16 protein-coding genes are annotated in these 15646 nt (G+C 73.1%); 5 read left to right on the top strand and 11 right to left on the bottom strand.

All coding sequences use genetic code 11. The features are described 5' to 3' along the window. Window positions 1-137 precede the first annotated feature (137 nt). Complete coding sequence (locus ACSSS0_RS12910) at window positions 138-1187, top strand: TerC family protein (RefSeq protein ID WP_487228292.1); 1050 nt, start codon at window positions 138-140, stop codon at window positions 1185-1187. 146 nt (window positions 1188-1333) lie between these two features. Here the strand turns inward: ACSSS0_RS12910 and ACSSS0_RS12905 are convergent, their stop codons facing one another. From ACSSS0_RS12905 to ACSSS0_RS12865, 9 genes are all read right to left on the bottom strand, one after another. Continuing rightward, on the bottom strand, window positions 1334-1951 hold the full coding sequence (locus ACSSS0_RS12905; RefSeq protein WP_487228291.1) for a hypothetical protein: 618 nt from the start codon (window positions 1949-1951) through the stop codon (window positions 1334-1336). A 221-nt stretch (window positions 1952-2172) separates the two neighbouring features. Beyond that, on the bottom strand, window positions 2173-3615 hold the full coding sequence (locus ACSSS0_RS12900; RefSeq protein ID WP_487228290.1) for an amidohydrolase family protein: 1443 nt from the start codon (window positions 3613-3615) through the stop codon (window positions 2173-2175). Continuing rightward, window positions 3600-4433 carry a uracil-DNA glycosylase family protein gene (locus ACSSS0_RS12895; protein WP_487228289.1) on the bottom strand — a complete coding sequence of 278 codons (834 nt, stop codon included), beginning with the start codon at window positions 4431-4433 and terminating at the stop codon, window positions 3600-3602. The genes ACSSS0_RS12900 and ACSSS0_RS12895 overlap by 16 nt, the downstream gene beginning before the upstream one ends. A 119-nt stretch (window positions 4434-4552) precedes the next feature. After that, the gene (locus ACSSS0_RS12890) at window positions 4553-5779 is read right to left on the bottom strand and encodes an RNA polymerase sigma factor (protein ID WP_487231207.1); all 1227 of its coding nucleotides are present in this window, start codon (window positions 5777-5779) and stop codon (window positions 4553-4555) included. A gap of 155 nt (window positions 5780-5934) precedes the next feature. Further along, on the bottom strand, window positions 5935-6375 hold the full coding sequence (locus tag ACSSS0_RS12885) for a YciI family protein (protein WP_487228288.1): 441 nt from the start codon (window positions 6373-6375) through the stop codon (window positions 5935-5937). A gap of 109 nt (window positions 6376-6484) precedes the next feature. Next, entirely contained in the window at window positions 6485-7402 is a 918-nt protein-coding gene (locus ACSSS0_RS12880; protein WP_487228287.1) for a hypothetical protein, read from the bottom strand. A gap of 20 nt (window positions 7403-7422) precedes the next feature. Continuing rightward, window positions 7423-8280, bottom strand: a complete 858-nt coding sequence (locus ACSSS0_RS12875) for an HAD family hydrolase (RefSeq protein WP_487228286.1) — start codon at window positions 8278-8280, stop codon at window positions 7423-7425. 222 nt (window positions 8281-8502) lie between these two features. After that, complete coding sequence (locus ACSSS0_RS12870; RefSeq protein ID WP_487228285.1) at window positions 8503-9870, bottom strand: dihydrolipoyl dehydrogenase family protein; 1368 nt, start codon at window positions 9868-9870, stop codon at window positions 8503-8505. A 75-nt stretch (window positions 9871-9945) separates the two neighbouring features. Further along, window positions 9946-10950, bottom strand: a complete 1005-nt coding sequence (locus tag ACSSS0_RS12865) for a DMT family transporter (RefSeq protein WP_487228284.1) — start codon at window positions 10948-10950, stop codon at window positions 9946-9948. Here ACSSS0_RS12865 and ACSSS0_RS12860 point away from each other — a divergent pair. From ACSSS0_RS12860 to ACSSS0_RS12845, 4 genes are all read left to right on the top strand, one after another. After that, window positions 10930-11427: a MarR family winged helix-turn-helix transcriptional regulator gene (locus ACSSS0_RS12860; protein WP_435987539.1), complete on the top strand. Its 498-nt coding sequence runs from the start codon at window positions 10930-10932 to the stop codon at window positions 11425-11427. The genes ACSSS0_RS12865 and ACSSS0_RS12860 overlap by 21 nt on opposite strands. A gap of 64 nt (window positions 11428-11491) precedes the next feature. Further along, entirely contained in the window at window positions 11492-12226 is a 735-nt protein-coding gene (locus tag ACSSS0_RS12855) for a sulfite exporter TauE/SafE family protein (protein ID WP_487228283.1), read from the top strand. Between the two features lie 24 nt (window positions 12227-12250). Beyond that, on the top strand, window positions 12251-13102 hold the full coding sequence (locus ACSSS0_RS12850; protein ID WP_487228282.1) for an SCO6745 family protein: 852 nt from the start codon (window positions 12251-12253) through the stop codon (window positions 13100-13102). A 69-nt stretch (window positions 13103-13171) separates the two neighbouring features. Then, entirely contained in the window at window positions 13172-13711 is a 540-nt protein-coding gene (locus tag ACSSS0_RS12845) for an HIT family protein (RefSeq protein ID WP_487228281.1), read from the top strand. Between the two features lie 50 nt (window positions 13712-13761). Here the strand turns inward: ACSSS0_RS12845 and ACSSS0_RS12840 are convergent, their stop codons facing one another. Together ACSSS0_RS12840 and ACSSS0_RS12835 are read right to left on the bottom strand one after the other, a co-directional pair. Beyond that, window positions 13762-14574, bottom strand: coding sequence for a TIM barrel protein (locus tag ACSSS0_RS12840; protein WP_487228280.1), 813 nt, complete (start codon window positions 14572-14574; stop codon window positions 13762-13764). Beyond that, window positions 14574-15614 carry a Gfo/Idh/MocA family oxidoreductase gene (locus ACSSS0_RS12835; RefSeq protein ID WP_487228279.1) on the bottom strand — a complete coding sequence of 347 codons (1041 nt, stop codon included), beginning with the start codon at window positions 15612-15614 and terminating at the stop codon, window positions 14574-14576. The genes ACSSS0_RS12840 and ACSSS0_RS12835 overlap by 1 nt, the downstream gene beginning before the upstream one ends. Between the last annotated feature and the right edge of the window lie 32 nt (window positions 15615-15646).

Genomic DNA, 15646 nt, shown 5'->3' with positions numbered 1-15646 from the left:
GGCCACCCGTAGAATGACCGGTGAGGGGAGTACTTCCTCGCGCGATCCGGTCAGTACGGTGGTCCGACGACCACCCCGGTCCGTGGCCGACGGCAGTCGGTGAAGGAGACCTCAGACATCACGTTCTGAGGAGACCCATGCTCACTGCCCTGTCCGCCGCCACCCCGCCGCCCACCGGGTCGGCCGAGTCGATCGGCTCGCCGACGCTGTGGATCGCGACGATCGCCGGTGTCGCCGCCCTCTTCGTCATCGACTTCCTCATCACCCGTCGCCCGCACGACCCGAGCATGCGCGAGGCGATCGGCTGGTCGGCCTTCTACATCGCGATCCCTGTCGTCTTCGGCGGCTGGCTCTGGTGGCAGTACGGCTCCCAGCAGGGCGTCGAGTACTACACCGGCTACATCGTCGAGAAGTCGCTCTCGGTCGACAACCTCTTCGTCTTCATCATCCTGCTGTCGGCGTTCGCCGTGCCGCGCGAGCTGCGCCAGCGGGTGCTGCTCATCGGCGTCGGCGGCGCCCTCCTGCTCCGCGGCATCTTCATCGCGCTCGGCGCGCAGATGATCGCCAGCTTCGCGTGGACCTTCCTGCTCTTCGGCGCGATCCTGCTCGCGACGGCGGTCAAGGTCGGCCGCGACGCCCTGTCGCACACCGACCACAGCATCGACGTCGACCAGCTGCGCAGCGTCAAGCTGATCCGTCGCTTCTACCCCGTCACCGACACCTACGCGGGCACGAGCCTCACGGTCCGCCAGGATGGCAAGCGGGCCCTGACGCCGCTCGCCCTCGTCGCCGTCGCGATCCTCGGCACCGACATCGTCTTCGCCATCGACTCCGTGCCGGCCGTCTACGGCATCACCGGCGACCCCTACCTCGTCTTCGCGACGAACGCCTTCGCCCTGCTCGGTCTGCGGGCGCTCTACTTCGTCCTCGAGGGCGCGCTGGCCAAGCTCGTCCACCTCGGCCACGGCCTGTCGCTCATCCTCGCCTTCATCGGCGTCAAGCTCGTCCTCCACTGGGCCCACGGCGTGTGGCCGGGCGTCCCGGAGATCCCGACGCTGCTCTCGCTCGGCGTCATCATCGGCATCCTCGCCGTCGTCACGGTGACGAGCCTGCTCGCCAACCGGCGGGTGGACGCCGAGAAGGCCGACGAGCCCGAGGACGAGACGTCGTCGGTGCCGCAGGCCTGACGAGCCGGCCCGAGCAGCCGGCCACACGGCAGACGCGGTCGTATGCCGTGCCGACGGTCATGAGGGAGGCGTCCCGCTGGGTGCGGGGCGCCTCCCTCGTCTGCCGCCACCCCGTCCGGCCCGTCCCCGGGCGGGGTGCCGTCGTCTCAGCTCGTCGCGCTCGGGGAGGGAGAGCCGCCGGGCTGGGCCGTCGTGACCTTGAAGACGACCATGCGGGCCGTCGGGTTCGTCGCGCCGACCCCGGTCACGAGAGCCTTGGAGCCGACCTTGACGGCCCCGATGGTCGAGTCGGCGCCCTTGCCGTTCGAGCGGACCCGGACCTTCGTGTCGCCGGAGACCGTGAAGGTCTGCGAGAAGCCGTCCTTGGCCTTGACGGTGACCGAGGTGGCGGACACGGCGGTGACGTCGCCGCGGATCGCCTGGTGGGTGACCGGGCCGGTCTTGCCCTGGGTGACCCACGTGCCGTGCAGCGCGCGGAGCATCCGGGTGCGCAGGCCCTTGCGGTCCTTCGCGCCGGCGTCGGCGCCCTGGGACGCGTCGTCGACGGCCGGGGTGTCGACGGCGGCGGAGACGAGGTCGATGGTGTCGCCGTCCGTCGCTGCCGAGTCCTGCCGCGGCGCGGCGCCGATGGCACTGGCGGCGGTGCCTGTCGCGTCGGTCTTCGAGCAGGCGCCGAGGACGAGGCTGCCGAGGACGAGGACGGCCGCACCGAGGGCGGTGGAGGAGCGCTTGAGGCCGGTCGTCCGGCGGGTGTCGGTGTTCATGACCCCTACGTTCGCGCACGCAGGTGAAGCCTCGGTCCGGGTCGTGTTCGGATCGTGTTCGGGCACGTCACCGGGCAGGCACGCAGCACCTCGTGGGTCATCGGCCTGACCCGACCGCAGCCGCACCCGTCGGGGTCAGCGGCCCACCGGACACGGTGGGTGGCCGTCCCCGGGGTGTGCCGCCAGGTGCAGCATCGCGCGCCGCTGGCAGGCGTATGCCGTCAGGCGAAGATCGGGCCCACGGCAGGGTAGGCGGCCGTGAGCGCCGTGCGGACGGCCGTCAGGGACGGCACGTCGGTGCCACCCTGGAAGCCGGTGTCGAGCCGCATCGGCTTGCCCCAGGCGGTGAGGTCCTCGATCGTCGTGCCGGTCGCGGCGCCGGAGAGCCGGCCGAACCAGTCGGCCCGGCCGTAGGTGACGTCGCCGCCGATGCAGACCAGCTCGACCCACGACGGGTCGGCGAGGCACACGTTCTCGTAGGGGTCGGGGTGGTGCCGCTCGAGGACGACGAGGTCGGCCGGCCGGCCGTCGGCGACGGATCCGAGGTGGTCGTCGAGCCCGGCCAGCCGCGCAGCGACCGAGGTCACCATGGCGACGAGGTCGGCGGCGGCGATCGGGTGCTCCTGGCGCGCGAGCTCGCGGCGGGCCACCTTCATCTCGGCGAGGAGGCTCGTCGACCCGGAGGGCAGCCAGTCGGCACCGAGCGCGACGGGCATCCCCGCCGCGATCGCCTCGCCCGCGAGGGTCGTCTCGCCGTAGAGGCGCAGGTTGGACTGCGGTGACCACACGAGCCGGCAGCCGAGCTCGGCGACGGTGTGCAGGTCGTCGGCGGTCAGGGCGCTGCCGTGGATGATGTTCGTCGCCGACGTCGCACCGCCGAGGGTGAGGAAGCGCTGGAACTCCTTGGCACTCACGGCATCCCCGCGCCGACCCTCGGACAGGTGGAGGTAGAAGGCGTTGACGTCACCGGCACCGATCCGCTTCATGACGGCCTCGAAGCTCGGCAGGCCGAACGACCCCGAGGGCAGGTCGATCATCGAGCGCGCCCGGTGCGCCCCGAAGGCCCACTGGTCGAGGTTGCGCACGAGCGGCTCGGACGACGCGCTGCTCGCACCCGAGGCGCCCTGGATGCCGGTGACGCCGCCGACGAGCGCACGCACCTCGGCGTAGCGGGTCTGCGTCTTGGGCGGGACCTGCGTCAGCAGGATGTTCTGCGGGTCGCGGACGAGGGCCTGGTAGGGCTTGGAGCGGCGCCACGCGTAGCGGTTGTCGTAGAGCTTGGGCGGCTCCCAGGCGGCGAAGACGTTGAACTCGGGGTGGCCGTGGAGGTCGAGCAGGCCCGGCAGGATGACGCCGTCGGTCTCGAGCACGGCGACGTCGGTCGGCTTGCGCTTCGAGACGCGGCCGATGACCCCGTTCGCGACGGTGACGTAGCCGCTCGACCAGGCCCCGTCGGGCGTGATGACGGCTCCGTGCAGCGCGAACGGCGCCGGGGGCAGCGCCCGGGAGCGACGCGTCGGCTCGGGCAGCTCCTCGGTGATGCCCCGGGCGTACGCCTTGGCGAACGGGCCCGGGCCGCCGCCGGACGCGCCCGGCTCCCAGTGCTCGAGGGCGGACTTCGTACCGGCGCTGGGTCGCGCCGGCCGGGTCACAGAGCTGGCCATGTGCGGGCTCCCTTCGGGACGACGACGCTGATCGTCGCGCGCTTCGTCTGCTTGTCGTCGCCGGTGCGGGTCGCCCACGCGTCGACGTCGCGCCACCACCCGGGCGCGCCGGGTGGGAGGTCGACCTCCGGGATGGGCGCGAGGTCCGCGGGACCCCACGTGGCGGCATACGGCGTCAGGTCGGTGGGCCCCTCGGGGGTCACGTGCGCGGCGAGGTCGGGAAGGTGCTCGTTCCAGTTCGCGAGCTGGGCCGCCGTCGTCTCGGCGAGCGGCTTGCCCGACGCACGCGCGAATCCCTCTGCGTACGTGGGGTGTCGGATCGCGGCGAGGTGCAGCGACGCCGCGGTGTCGGGCTGGGTCCGCGCCCACGCGGCATACGCCGTCCTGGCGAGGTCACCGAGGGCGACCACGGCCGTGACCTCGGTGCCGACGAGCAGCGCGTCGAGCCAGCGGTGGCGGTAGGCGGCGATGGCCGCGTCCTTCGCGTGACGGCTCCCGGCCGCCTGGCCGAAGACGCTGTAGAGGTAGACGTTGACCATGGCGTATGCCGTGTGGACGCCGACCTTGGCCAGCAGCCCCTGGACGCGCTGGCCGGCCTCACCGACGAGGATGCGGCGCGAGATCGCCTCGTGCGTCGCGGGGTCCTGGCCGAGGACGAGCACGCGGGCGCTGCCGTCGAGCCGGCCGCGGTGGAAGACCGGGCCCCACTCCGTGCGGAAGTCGGCCGACGGGTAGACGTCGTCACCGGGGTAGTCGGCGACGAGCGACGCGAAGGGCTCGGCGCCGTAGCCGACACAGCTCTGGTGCACCACGGCCATGGCAGACCTCCACCCGATCGACAGCCGTTGTCAGTGCAGGGTGACTCGACGGTAGTCCTGATACATCCACCCCGTCGGCGGATCGGCGGTTTGGGCGGCGGTGGGGGCTGACGGGCCGCTCAGCCGTCGCCGGCCGCGCGTCGCAGGAGGAGGGCCCTCTCGGCATCGTTCTGCGTCATGGCTGCCGCACGGGCGAACTCGGCCCGGGCTTCCTCGTCGCGGCCGAGGCGGGCGAGCAGGTCGCCGCGGACGCTCGGCAGGAGGTGGTAGTCAGCAAGAGCCCCGGCGGCGACGAGCCCGTCGACGAGCTCGAGCGCCGCGGCCGGACCCTCGGCGTAGGAGAGGGCGACCGCGCGGTTGAGCTCGATGACGGGGGACGGACGGGTGGCACCGAGCTGGGCGTAGAGCGCGACGATGCGCGGCCAGTCGGTGGCCTCGGGCGTCCGGGCGCGGGCGTGGCAGGCGGCGATGGCTGCCTGCAGCACGTAGGGACCGGCGGTTCCCCGGGCGGGGTCGACGAGCGACACGGCCCGATCGAGGGCAGCGAGCGCGTGGCGGATGAGGGCCCAGTCCCACTTCGTGCGGTCCTGGTCGAGGAGCAGGACCGGCTCGCCGTCGGGGCCGATGCGGGCGCGGGTGCGCGAGGCCTGGATCTCCATGAGGGCCAGGAGGCCGTGCACCTCGGGCTCGCTCGGTGCGAGCGCCGAGAGCACGCGCCCGAGCCGGATGGCCTCCTCCATGAGGTCGCCGCGCACCCAGTCGCGGCCCGACGTCGCGGCATACCCCTCGTTGAAGATGAGGTAGACGACCTCGAGGACCGACGCGAGGCGCGGCGCGAGCTCGGCGCCCGACGGCACCTCGATGGTGACGCCGTCCTGGCTCAGGGTCTTCTTCGCGCGCGAGATGCGCTGGGCGACGGTCGGCTCGGTCGTCAGGAAGGCGCGGGCGATCTCGCGTGTCGTCAGACCGCCGATCATCCTCAGCGTCAAGGAGATCCGAGCCTGGGCGGTGAGGGCAGGGTGGCACGCGGCGAAGACGAGGCCGAGGACGTCGTCGTCGATGTCCTCGAGCGCAGCGTCGAAGTCGCCCTCGGCCAGCTCGGCCACCCGCAGCTCCTCCATGTGTCCCACCTGCTGCAGCTTGCTCGCGAGGTTGACGTCGCGACGGATGCGGTCGATGGCCCGACGCCGCGCGGTCGAGGTCAGCCAGGCCCCCGGCTTGGTCGGGATGCCGTCGCGGGGCCACTGCTCGAGCGCCTGCACGAACGCGTCCTGGGCGAGGTCCTCGGCCAGGCCGACGTCGCCGACGAGGCGGGCCACGACGGCCGTCACCTTGGCGGCCTCCATGCGCCACACGGCCTCCAGCGTGCGCTGGACGTCGTCGGATCGCAGGCCCGGTTCGGCGGTGGATGACACCCGGACACTCTGGCACGAACCGGGGTCACCGACCCCGCCACACGGCATACGCCCTCGTGGGGGCCGTGTCGCGTGACCGGTGCCGGTCAGCCGCCGGCGGCGTTGCGAGCGGCCTCGGCCCGCATCTGCTCCTCGCGCTCGCGCAGCTCGGGCGTGAAGGCGTCGCCGAAGTCCTCGGGGGAGAAGACCTGCCGCAGCTCGAGCGCCTGACCGGGGTCGGGCGCGCACGAGACCGGCCACTTGCGGAGCCACTCGAGCGCCTCCTCGCGAGAGCTGACGTCGATGATCGTGAAGCCGGCGATGAGCTCCTTGGCCTCGGCGAACGGCCCGTCGGTCACGACCCAGTCACCGTCCTCGTAGGTGACCCGCGCACCCTTGGCCGTCGGGTGCAGCCCCTGGCCGTCGACGAAGACGCCGGCCCTGAGCATCTCCTCGTTGTAGGCCTGCATGTCGGCGAACTGCTGCTCGGTGCCGGTCGTGCCCTGCTCGGTCTCGGGGGTGGCGTGGACGATGATCATGAAGCGCATGGCGGTCTCCTCCTGCGGTCGGCGCGGGGCCGTCGGGCCCTGCTCACCTCTACGTCGAACGGGCCGCACGCGTCTCGACACGGGCCCTCGAGAAACCTCCGGCGAGGGCTCAGCGACCGTCCGGTCGTCCGATGCTGGCACGGACGCGGCCGGCGAGGGCGCGGTAGAAGTCGGCGTTCGCGAGGTAGCGGTAGTGGTCGGTCGCGAGACTGCCCGCGGCGAAGAACGCCGAGTCGTCGACGCCCTCGACGATGCCCTCGGCGCGGAAGCTCAGCAGGTCGGCGTGGTCCCAGACGTTCCACCAGCCGCCGAGGTGCTCGCGTGGAGGGTATGCCGCCGGGCCGGGTCCACGGTCGGGCGCGCTCTCGAGGAAGAGCCCCAGCTCCTCGAAGAGTCCGACCTGCGACGCGGCCGCGCACCAGTAGTCGATGCGGATGCCACGGTGCTCGGGCATTCGCGGCAGGAAGTGGGTGACGAGGTCGTAGACGATCTGCCCGCCCATGCTGTGGGTGAGGACGACGAGCGGCTCGCCCCGGCTCTCGGCGGCGAAGGCCGCGGTGTCGAGGCCGGCGAGGACGCGCTCGATGATCGGCCCCGGAGCCTCCGCACTGCCGCGCGTCGAGACGTAGGTGAGGACGTCGCCGAGGAAGACCGGCACGAAGTCCTCGAGCGGCCGGCGCAGCGACGTCGCCGCCCCCCGCAGCCGCCTGATGCGTCTCGGCTCGGGGGTGACGTCGTCGACCGCGTCCACGACCGCCTCTGCGACCGCCTCCTCGGCGGCCTCCGGCAGGTCGAGGGGTCCCGAGACGAGGGACCGGCCGCCGAAGGCGAAGTGCGCGCCGAGGTCACCCCAGTAGATCCGCATGATCGGCACGCCGCCAGGGTCGTCGGACACGGCGGGAGCGACGTGCTCGCGCAGCTGCGCCTCGATGGCGGTCCACGGCACCTCGCCGAAGGCCCGCGTCGCCCGGGCGAGGGTCGCGTCCTCGTCACGGACCGCGACGCCGTGGACGAAGACGATCGGCACGCGACGACCCGCCGTCCGGGCTAGAGCTCGAGCCGGGCCGTGGCGGCCGACTCGACCCCGTCGCGGAAGGCGACGCCCTCGCGGGCGGCCTGAGCCACCGCCTCGAGGACCGGGACGAGGCCGTCCTCGTCGACGTGACCGGTGACCTCGTCGGCGACCGCCTTGACCTGGTCGGGGGCGTTGCCCATGGCGACACCCCACGCGGCCCAGTGCAGCATCTCGAGGTCGTTGCGCTGGTCGCCGCAGGCGACGGTGTGGATCGGCTCGACGCGCAGCTGGCGGCGGACGAGCTCGAGGGCGCTCGCCTTGGACACGCCCTCGGGGTTGATGTCGAGCCACGCGGACCAGCCGACGGCATACGACACCCCGTGCAGACCGGCGCGCTCGACCATCTCCATGAACTCCTCGGCCGTGGCCTCGGGCTGGCGGAGGGTGACGCGTGTGACGGGGTGCGCGATGAGCTCGTCCCACTCGACCTCGCGCGACTCACCCATGAGCTCACCGTCGGGGAAGTGCCTGCTCACCTTGAAGCCGACGCCGGGCTCCTCGACGGCGATGAGCGCGTCGGGGAGTGCGACGCGCATCTTCTCGAGCACCGACCGAGGGTCGAAGGTCACCATGTCGATGATCGAGTAGCCCTCTGCCGCAGACGGGTCGAGCTGGAGCGTCAGGGCGCCGTTGGAGCAGATGGCGTAGCCCTGGCGCAGCCCGAGGGCCTCGAGGATCGGCGTCGTCGCGATGATCGAGCGGCCCGTCGCGATGACGACGGCGACGTCGTCGGGCAGGGTCTGGACGGCGTCGCGGACGCGGTCGGAGAGCTCGCCCATGTGGTTGAGAGTCGTGCCGTCGAGGTCGAGGGCGAGCAGTCGCTGTGCCATGCGCTCACCGTATCGCCCGGATCGAGCCGCCCACGCAGGCCCGGACACCCGTCGCCCGCGCGCCGCGCCGCGCTCACCGGAACGTCGCCCGGCGTTCGCCGCTCGTCGGCCGGCTGCCGACGGACGACCGTTGCTCGTCGGACCGCCCCGACACGCCGCGCGACACGCCGGAGGAGCGCGCTGGCGCCGACCAACGGTCGTCCGTCGGCGCGACCCGCGGCCTCAGGCGAGGCGGCCGAGGGCGTCCTCGATGCCGCGGTGCAGGGTCGGGTAGGCATAGATCATCGAGCGGAGCCGCTCGATCGGGACCTCGCCGTGCACGGCGACGGCGAGCGCCCCGAGCACCTCTCCCCCGGCCGGCCCCATCGTCGTGGCGCCGACGAGGACGCCGCGGTCCGCGTCGGCGACGACCTTGATGAGGCCGTCGGCCTTGGCGATCCAGCCGCGGGTCGTCTCGCCGAGCGGCGTGACGCCGACCTGGACGTTGGCGAGCTTGTCGCGGGCCTGCTGCTCGGTCATCCCGACGGCACCGACCTCGGGATCGGTGAACGTGACGCGCGGGAGGGCGGCATACTCCGCCGGCGGGCCGTCGTCGCCGAGGACGTCACGGATGACGACTCCCGCCTGGTACATCGAGACGTGCGTGAAGGCGCCCTTGCCGGTGATGTCGCCGACGGCCCAGACGCCGTCGGTGACACGGCAGCGGTCGTCGACGGGCGCGGTGCGCGAGTTCTCGGCGACGCCGACCGTGTCGAGCCCGACGGCGGCGGGGTCGGCGCGGCGGCCGGTGGCGACGAGGAGCTTCTCCGCCGTCAGCGTCGAGCCGTCGGCGAGCGTCACGCTGAAGGCGGTGCCCTCGTACGTGACCTTCTCGGCGCCGACGCCCTGCCGGACGGTGACGCCGTCGGCCTCGAGGGCTGTCGCGAGCGCCGCTGAGGCCTCGGGCTCCTCGAGGGCGAGGATGCGGTCGGCGGCCTCGACGACGGTCACATCGACGCCGAAGCGGGCCATGACCTGGCTCAGCTCGCAGCCGATGGCGCCGCCGCCGAGGACGACGACCGAGGCGGGCAGCTCGGTGGCCTCGACGATGTCGTGGTTGGTCCAGTAGGGCGTGTCCGAGAGGCCCTCGACGGGTGGGATCGCGGCCGTCGTGCCGGTGTTGACGACGATGCCCGTGGTCGCCGTGTAGGCGGTGCCGTCGACGTCGACGCGCCCGGGCCCCGCGATGCGCGCCGTCCCGCGGACGAACGTCGCACCCTTGCCGGTGAGCCGCTCGACGGCGACCTTGTCGTCCCAGTCGTCGGTGGCCTCCTCGCGGATGCGCTTCGCGACGACGGACCAGTCGGGCGTCACCTCGCCGACCGAGCCGGCCAGCCCCTCCACGCGGCGGGCCTCGGCGAGCGAATCGGCGGCGCGGATCATCATCTTCGACGGGATGCAGCCCCAGTAGGGGCACTCACCTCCGACGAGCCGGCGGTCGACGCCGAGGACGCGCAGGCCGCGCTCGGCGAGGCTCCCGGCGACGTGCTCACCCCCCGGTCCGAGCCCGATGACGATGACGTCGAAGGTGTGGTCGGTGTCGGTGGCCATGCCACAGCCTTACCCGCCCGGGCCCCGGTGGGAAGAGGCGGCCGTATGCCGTCCGCCGCGGTCGCGCTGTGCAGCTCACGAACGGGTGACCGGCACCGCCGTGTCGCCCATCGGGACGGTCGGCGCACTGGCCGGCGCGGCGCGTCGGGCGAGGCGGGCCCGGACCGGCTCCTGCGCGGCGAGGACGCTGCCGACGACGAGGACCATGGCGACGAGGTGCACGGGGCCGAAGTGCTCGCCGAGGAGTGCGACACCGAGCAGCACGCCGACGACCGGGTTGACGAGGCCGATGATCGAGGCCGGCGTCGGGCCGAGGATCGCCAGGCCGCGGAACCACAGGACGTAGGCGACGCCGCTGCCGAGCAGGCCGAGGTAGACGAGGGCCCCGACGGCCGGCAGGTCGAGCGCGGGCGGTGCGCCCTCGACGACGAGCCCGATGGGCAGCAGCACCAGGCCGCCGGCGACGAGCTGCCACGACGTCATGGTGACGACGTCGTCGGTGGGCGACCACTGCTTCGTCAGGACGAAGCCCACCGACGAGAGCACGACGGCGAGGAAGCCGGCCCCGAGGCCCACCGGGTCGAGGGGCTTGTCGAGACCGTTCTGGAGGACGAGCAGGGCGACCCCGACGAGGCCGACCAGACCGGCCGCCACCGAGACCCGGGCGGGGCGCTGACCCAGGAGCAGCCGGGAGACGCCCATCGTCACCATCGGGGCGGTCGCGACGAGCGTGGCCCCGAGCCCGCTCGGGAGGCGGTAGGCCGCGAGGAAGAGCAGCGCGTAGAAGAGGCCGATGTTGAGCGAGCCGAGGACGAGCGAGCGCCACCACCAGTCGCGCCGAGGCAGGCGTCGGAGCCAGAGGAGCATGAGCAGGCCGACGGGCAGGGCCCGCACGGTGGCGGCGAAGAGCGGACGGTCAGGTGGCAGCCACTGCTGCGTGACGGCATACGTGGACCCCCAGATGGCGGCGGGGAGCGCCGTCGTCGCGACGTCCGCCCAGCGCGCCCGATTGCCTTCCATGGAAGATAAAATACCTTCCGGAGAAGATATATTCCAGTCATGGACCATCACGAGGACCACGCGCAGCACGTCGTCGACCAGTGGGCGGCCGTCCGTCCCGAGCTCGACGTCACCCCGGTGCTCGTCATCGGCCGGCTGCACCGCGTCGCCCTGGCCCTGACGACCGAGCTCGTCAAGGTCTACAACGCGCACGGTCTCGGCGAGGGCGACTTCGACGTGCTCGCGACCCTGCGCCGCACCGGCGAGCCCTACGAGCTGACACCCACCGAGCTCATGGACCAGACGATGGTGACGTCGGGCGCCGTGACGAAGCGCCTCGACCGGCTCGAGGGCGCGGGCCTCGTCGAGCGGCGCGTCGCGGACGACGACCGTCGCAGCCGCATCGTCGTCCTCACCGGGAAGGGGCGCGAGCTCATCGACCGCGCAGCGCCCGAGCACTTCGCCAACGAGGAGCGGCTGCTCGAGCCGCTCACGGCGAGCGAGCGAGCCACGCTCGCCCGGCTGCTCGGCAAGCTCGGCGCCTCCCTCGGGGTCTGAGACCGGTCCAACCTGCGACGGACGGGCGCCCGGACGCTTCGTCGGCGGCATACGCTGCGCTTCCATGACCGTCGCGTCGCTGGTGCTGCTCGGGGTCGCCGCGCTGCTCATCGGCTTCGCCAAGACGGCCATCGGCGGCGTCGCGAGCATCTCCATCGCGATCTTCGCCTTCGTCCTGCCGACGAAGGAGTCGACGGCGGCGATCCTGCTGCTCCTCCTCATCGGTGACGTCGTCGCCGTCTGGCACTACCGCCACGACGCGGACCTCGGCCTGCTCAGGCGGCTCATCCCGGCCGTGCTGCCGGGGCTCGCCCTGGGCGCCCTCTTCCTCTCGTGGGTCGACGACGACACGCTGCGCCGGGCCATCGGCGGCCTGCTCCTCGTCCTCGCGGCGCTCCAGCTCGTCCTCACGTGGCGCTCACCCGACACGGCCCGGGTGGGCTCCTCCCGCGCGGCTGCGCTCGGCACCGGCGCGGCGGCAGGCTTCGCGACGATGACGGCGAACGCCGCGGGCCCGGTCATGACCCTCTACCTCGTCGCCCAGGGGGTCGAGAAGCGCCGCTTCCTCGGCACGGGTGCGCTCTTCTTCTTCGGGGTCAACCTCTGCAAGGTGCCCTTCAGCATCGGACTCGGCCTCTTCAGCGTCGAGACCCTCTGGCGCACAGCGCTGCTCGCCCCCCTCGTGCTCGTCGGCACGTGGGTCGGGCTGCACACGGCGCGGCGTCTCAGCCAGACCCGCTTCGACCAGGCCGTGCTCGCCGCGACCGCCGTCTCGGCGCTGGCCCTCGTCGTGCGCTGAGCCACGGCGCCTAGGGTGCTGGTCATGAGCCGCGCTGCCGACGACGTCAACCTCATCCGGGCCTCGCGACAGGCGTGGGGAGGCCTCGAGACGCTCCACGTGCTCGGCTACTTCGCCGACGACGTGCGTGACGCCTACGTCGCCCTCGGGCTGCACCCGCGCCTCAGCTACTTCGCCGCCCGTTCGGCGGCCTTCGGTGCGGTCGGGCCCGAGGTGCCGACCGCGACGTTCTACGTCTTCGCGCCGTGGCTGCACGCCAAGGCCCTGCCCGCGTCGTGGGCGGTCGCGAGCCCCGAGCAGGTGCAGCAGGCCCGGCGCGACGGCATGGCAGTCGTGCTCGACCGTGTCGTCGGCGACACCGACGTCAGCGAGCTGCTCGACCTCGCCCGCACCGTCTGCGCGGGCCTCACGGCCCCCGGCCGCCCGTTGTATGCCGCCCACGCCGGGCTCGCGTGGCCCGACGAGCCGCGCCTCGCGCTCTGGCACGCCGCGACGCTCATCCGCGAGCACCGCGGCGACGGCCACGTGGCGGCCCTGCTGCGCGCCGGGCTCGACCCGGTCGAGTCGATCGTCATCGGCGGGCTCTTCTCCGGCAGCACCGGCTTCATGCGGTCGAGCCGCGGCTGGTCCGACGAGGAGTGGGCGGCGGGCGTCGAGCGGCTCACCGAGCGCGGGCTCGTCGACGGCGACGGTCTGACCGAGCACGGCCTCGCCTTCCGCAAGGACCTCGAGCGCGAGACGGACCGGATGGCCCTCGAGGGCTGGGCCCACCTCGGGCTCGACGGCACGCGCCGGGTCGCCGAGCTCGCGGCGCCGCTGCGGGCGGCCGCGCTCGCGAGCGGCATCCTCCCCCACTGGATCAGCTCCCGCGGCTGACGAGGACCCGCGTCGGAGGACCGCAAAGGCGATCAGGTCCGAGGCGTCACGTCGGCGCAGGATCGGGTCATGACCACACGAACCGCCCCCGCGCCCGACCTCGTCCCGACCAGCTTCGACACGCTCCCCTGGTCCGGTCCGCTCACCTCACGCGCCCCGTCCCCCCGCGTCGTTCCCGAGCCGCCGCGTCGCGGCGAGGAGTGCGGGGTCTGCTCCCACCACACGAGCAGCAGCGTCTGGAGCGACGAGCACTGGACCCTGCACCCCGCCGTCGGGGGCAGCCTGCCCGGCACCGTCTGGCTCGCCAGCCGCGAGCACGCCGACTCCCTGGTCGACCTGCCGGCGGCGGTCGCGGCGTCGTTCGGTCTCGTCCTGGCTCGCGTCGAGCGCGCGATCCTCGCGCTCGGCGACGTCGGCCGGGTCCACGTCTACCGGTGGGGTGACGGCGGAGCGCACTTCCACGTCTGGCTCATGCCGCGACCTCTCGGGATGCTCGACGCCAACGGCCCGATGCTGCCGCTGTGGGAGGACGTCCTGCCCAACATCTCCGACGAGGCCATGCGCGAGTCCGCCGAACGGGTCGCCGCGGCAATGGAGTCGACGAGCTGAGCCTGCCCGCCGGCGAGCGTCCCGGGCCGTCGTGCCCGACGCGGCTGCGCTCAGGGCGCCCCCGACGACGGCTCGGGAGTGAAGGCGTCGCGGAAGCGCTTCAGTGCGACCTCGTCGTCGCCCGAGGCGAAGCCCTCGAGACCGACCGGACCGGCGTAGCCCATCTCGACGAGGGCCCGCGCGATCGCCGGATAGGCGATCTCCCCGGTGCCGGGCTCGCGACGACCGGGCACGTCGGCCACCTGGACCTCGCCGATGTGCGGCAGGGCCCGGCGGCAGAGCTCGATGAGGTTCCCCTCCCCGATCTGGGCGTGGTAGAGGTCGAGCATCAGCTTGAGGTGCGGGCTGTCGACGGCCTCGACGAGGGCCAGGCAGTCGGCGGCGGTCGCGAAGGGCACGCCGGGGTGGTCGACGGCGGTGTTGAGGTTCTCGAGGACGAACATGACGCCCTCGCGCTCCCCGAGCTCGGCGATGCGTCCGAGCGTGCGCTGGGCCGTCAGCCACATCGGTCCCGTCGCCACGGGTTCCGGACGCACGGGCAGGCCCCGGTCGTCGAGGCCCGTGCCGTGGAGGTTGAGGCGCGGGATGCCGAGCCGACGCGCCACGGGCACCGACTCGCCCGCGGTCGCGAGCAGCTCACTCGCTCCCTCGTCGTCACCGAGCCGGCCGCGCACGTAGCCGGTCATCGACGAGTAGACGACGCCCTCGTCACGGAGGGCGACGAGCTCGTCGACGTCGTGCCGCGTCCAGTCCCAGATCTCGACCTCGAAGCCGAGCGCGTGGATGCGCCGCACGCGCTCGGTGAAGGGCAGGTCGAGGTAGACCATCTCGGCGCTCACCGCGAGCGTGAACGGGCTCGCCATCAGGCACCCGCTCCGGTCGTCACGCGGTCGGTGTCGCGGATGGCCACGGTGCCACCGGTCTCGACGGCCTCGATGCAGGCGAGCGCGATCCGCAGCGCGGCGCGCGCGTCCTCACCACCGACCTGCGTGGGCCCGCCGGCGCGGACCGCGGCGCAGAAGGCAGCGAGCTCGGCGGCATACGCGTCGGTGAAGAGGTCGGTGTCGGCGCGGGCCGTCGGACTCGAGACCCCGGCCGCGCTCCAGTGCGCGGTGCGGAGGTGGGCCGGGCTCCCGGCGGTGACCATTCCGGCCGAGCCGAAGACCTCGGCGCGCACGTCGTAGCCGTAGGCGGCCGAGAAGCTCGCCTCGGCGACGGCGATCGCCCCGTTGTCGTAGCGGATCGTCACGACGGCGGTGTCGAGCAGGTCGGCGTCCTTGAAGTCGGGCGCGACGAGGGCGTCGGCCATGACGGAGACCTCGACGGCCGTCGCGCCGGCGTTGAACCAGTTGAGCGCGTCGAAGTCGTGGATGAGCGTCTGGGTGAAGATCGTCCACGGCGGCACGCCGGCCGGGTCGGCGAGCCCGGGGTCACGGGTGAGCGAGCGGAGCAGCTGCGGCGTCCCGATGCCCCCGGCGGCGACCGTCTCGTGGGCGGCGGCGAAGTCGCTGGCGAAGCGCCGGTTGAAGCCGACCTGCAGGGGTATGCCGGCAGCTCGGGCCGCGGCGACCGCGCGGTCGGCGTCGGCGAGGGTCATCGCCATCGGCTTCTCGACGAAGACGGCCTTGCCGGCCCCCGCGGCGGCGACGACGAGGTCGGCGTGTGCCGTGCTGGCGCACGTGATGGCGACGGCCTCGACCCGGGGGTCGTCGATGAGCGCCTGCGGGTCGGTGAGCCACGGGGTGCCGAGCTCCTCGCCGAGGCGTTCCGCCGCGGCGGCCCGGGGGTCGGCGACGGCGACGAGCTCGGCCTCACCGAGCCTCCGAGCCAACGTCGTGGCGTGGTGGGTGCCGATGCGGCCGGCGCCGATGAGACCGATGCGGACCGGGTCGATGCGCGTCATGGCTGCTCCTTCGCAGAGATGGACTAGAGCGC

The organism is Terrabacter sp. R4-6 (assembly GCF_057529065.1).
Note: the sequence above shows the minus strand (reverse complement) of the source record. Positions and strands in the feature narration are given on the sequence as shown.

Coding starts and splice junctions, on each gene's coding strand:
- ACSSS0_RS12910 (WP_487228292.1), top strand. CDS start 138: ATGCTCACTGCCCTGTCCGCCGCCACCCCGCCGCCCACCGGGTCGGCC.
- ACSSS0_RS12905 (WP_487228291.1), bottom strand. CDS start 1,951: ATGAACACCGACACCCGCCGGACGACCGGCCTCAAGCGCTCCTCCACC.
- ACSSS0_RS12900 (WP_487228290.1), bottom strand. CDS start 3,615: ATGGCCAGCTCTGTGACCCGGCCGGCGCGACCCAGCGCCGGTACGAAG.
- ACSSS0_RS12895 (WP_487228289.1), bottom strand. CDS start 4,433: ATGGCCGTGGTGCACCAGAGCTGTGTCGGCTACGGCGCCGAGCCCTTC.
- ACSSS0_RS12890 (WP_487231207.1), bottom strand. CDS start 5,779: ATGGAGGCCGCCAAGGTGACGGCCGTCGTGGCCCGCCTCGTCGGCGAC.
- ACSSS0_RS12885 (WP_487228288.1), bottom strand. CDS start 6,375: ATGCGCTTCATGATCATCGTCCACGCCACCCCCGAGACCGAGCAGGGC.
- ACSSS0_RS12875 (WP_487228286.1), bottom strand. CDS start 8,280: ATGGCACAGCGACTGCTCGCCCTCGACCTCGACGGCACGACTCTCAAC.
- ACSSS0_RS12870 (WP_487228285.1), bottom strand. CDS start 9,870: ATGGCCACCGACACCGACCACACCTTCGACGTCATCGTCATCGGGCTC.
- ACSSS0_RS12860 (WP_435987539.1), top strand. CDS start 10,930: ATGGACCATCACGAGGACCACGCGCAGCACGTCGTCGACCAGTGGGCG.
- ACSSS0_RS12855 (WP_487228283.1), top strand. CDS start 11,492: ATGACCGTCGCGTCGCTGGTGCTGCTCGGGGTCGCCGCGCTGCTCATC.
- ACSSS0_RS12850 (WP_487228282.1), top strand. CDS start 12,251: ATGAGCCGCGCTGCCGACGACGTCAACCTCATCCGGGCCTCGCGACAG.
- ACSSS0_RS12845 (WP_487228281.1), top strand. CDS start 13,172: ATGACCACACGAACCGCCCCCGCGCCCGACCTCGTCCCGACCAGCTTC.
- ACSSS0_RS12840 (WP_487228280.1), bottom strand. CDS start 14,574: ATGGCGAGCCCGTTCACGCTCGCGGTGAGCGCCGAGATGGTCTACCTC.
- ACSSS0_RS12835 (WP_487228279.1), bottom strand. CDS start 15,614: ATGACGCGCATCGACCCGGTCCGCATCGGTCTCATCGGCGCCGGCCGC.